Raw genomic sequence first — 1,325 nt, 5'->3', positions numbered from 1 at the left:
GAGTGGCACGGGCCCTCGGGGCGGGCGGGAGGCGCCGGGGCGCGCGCCCGCGCGGGAGGCCGAGAGTTCACCTCCCGTCCACCTCCCGGTGGGGGTGCCGGGGCGTACGCTCCGGGCGTGGACATACCCGTCGCGTTCCGCTGGGTGCTCGCCGCCCTGCTGCTCCTGCAGCTCGTCGCCCTCGTTCCCGCCGTCCGCCGGATGCGCCGTCCCGACCCCGCGGTCAGGACCGAAGCCCGGCTCGATCTGCTCGACGCCGTGAGCTCCCTGACGTTGCTGGCCGGCCTCGCCCTGGACCAGGGCGCGCTCATGCTCGTCGGGGCCGTCCTCCTGGGCTCGGTCATCGCCGTGAAGGGGTTCCGGGCACTCCGGGTCCAGCGGCAGGCCTGATCCGTCGTACGGCGAACGCCCGGCCGGGAGATCCCCTCCCCGCCGGGCGTTCCGCTCCGCGCCCACCCGGGAGTCAGGGCACCTCGCCGCGGCTCCGCGCGTTCACGTGGGCCGTGGCGGCGCTCAGCCGCTCGGCGGCGGTGGCCTCGCGGACCCCGTCGGGCTCCACGTCCCACTCCCGTCCGCCGCCCAGCGGCCGGATCTGGACGTAGGGCCCTTCGTGACCCATGACCCTCCCGACCCGTCCGGTGCGGATCTCGACGACGTACGACCCGATGGGCAGTGTCATGACCGGTTCTCCTCCCCCGGCGGGACGGCGGCGGCGCGCGGCCGGGCCGAATCCACCGTGTGGCATCCCATGGCGACGAGGGGCCTCGGAGGATCGGCGGCGAGGGCGACGGCTTCGGGCCCGGGCGGAGGACACGGGATTCCGGCCTCCGCGAGCGGCTTGTTCAATTCCGTCACCACCTCGTGTGCGACTTCGATGGCCCCCGTGGTCTTCTTCATGATGTCTTCCTCACCAACGTATGCCTTTCTGAATCCATTTCCGGCTTCGGCTCACCAGAGTGGGGCCGGATCCGTAGGATCGACGGAGGTACGGCGCGGGCAACTGGCTCACGTACGCGCCGAGTTAACCCCTGGCCGCAGGCGTGCGGCGGGATGCGGGACTTTCCCCGGAGACGCATTCGGTTATCACGGGAAGGCCGCGGGGCCGAATGGAACACGCCGGGCGGACTGGTGTTCGCCCAGGGCGCACACATCTTCCTGTTCGAGGCAGGAAATACGAATGGCGAGGCCGGAAGCGGCCCCGATAATCGGCGGGATCCCGTAATGCGACGGCATTGCCGAACGGGCGTGCCGCGCGCTTCCGACCGGCTTCCGCGAACCCCCGGGCGCTCCGCCGGACGCCGTTCGGCCTACGATCGAGCCCGCGC

Annotated in this window: 3 protein-coding genes; 1 reads left to right on the top strand and 2 read right to left on the bottom strand. The window is 72.4% G+C overall.

Annotated elements, in window-relative coordinates:
- The first annotated feature begins 117 nt into the window (after positions 1 to 117).
- Positions 118 to 390: a hypothetical protein gene (locus EAO70_RS35425; protein ID WP_148006913.1), complete on the top strand. Its 273-nt coding sequence runs from the start codon at positions 118 to 120 to the stop codon at positions 388 to 390.
- Positions 391 to 463: 73 nt separating this feature from the next.
- On the opposite strand, the gene EAO70_RS35420 is transcribed toward EAO70_RS35425, so the two are convergent.
- Both EAO70_RS35420 and EAO70_RS38625 read right to left on the bottom strand, forming a co-directional pair.
- Positions 464 to 679 carry a hypothetical protein gene (locus EAO70_RS35420; RefSeq protein ID WP_148006912.1) on the bottom strand — a complete coding sequence of 72 codons (216 nt, stop codon included), beginning with the start codon at positions 677 to 679 and terminating at the stop codon, positions 464 to 466.
- Positions 676 to 897: a hypothetical protein gene (locus EAO70_RS38625; protein WP_222723510.1), complete on the bottom strand. Its 222-nt coding sequence runs from the start codon at positions 895 to 897 to the stop codon at positions 676 to 678. Before EAO70_RS38625 ends, EAO70_RS35420 begins: the two co-directional genes overlap by 4 nt.
- Positions 898 to 1,325: the final 428 nt, after the last annotated feature.

Source organism: Streptomyces sp. adm13(2018) (assembly GCF_008042145.1).
GTDB lineage: Bacteria > Actinomycetota > Actinomycetes > Streptomycetales > Streptomycetaceae > Streptomyces.
Note: the sequence above shows the minus strand (reverse complement) of the source record. Positions and strands in the feature narration are given on the sequence as shown.

Bases quoted from the DNA above. Each gene is read 5' to 3' on its own strand.
- EAO70_RS35420 (WP_148006912.1), bottom strand. From the start codon at position 679: ATGACACTGCCCATCGGGTCGTACGTCGTCGAGATCCGCACCGGACGG.
- EAO70_RS38625 (WP_222723510.1), bottom strand. From the start codon at position 897: ATGAAGAAGACCACGGGGGCCATCGAAGTCGCACACGAGGTGGTGACG.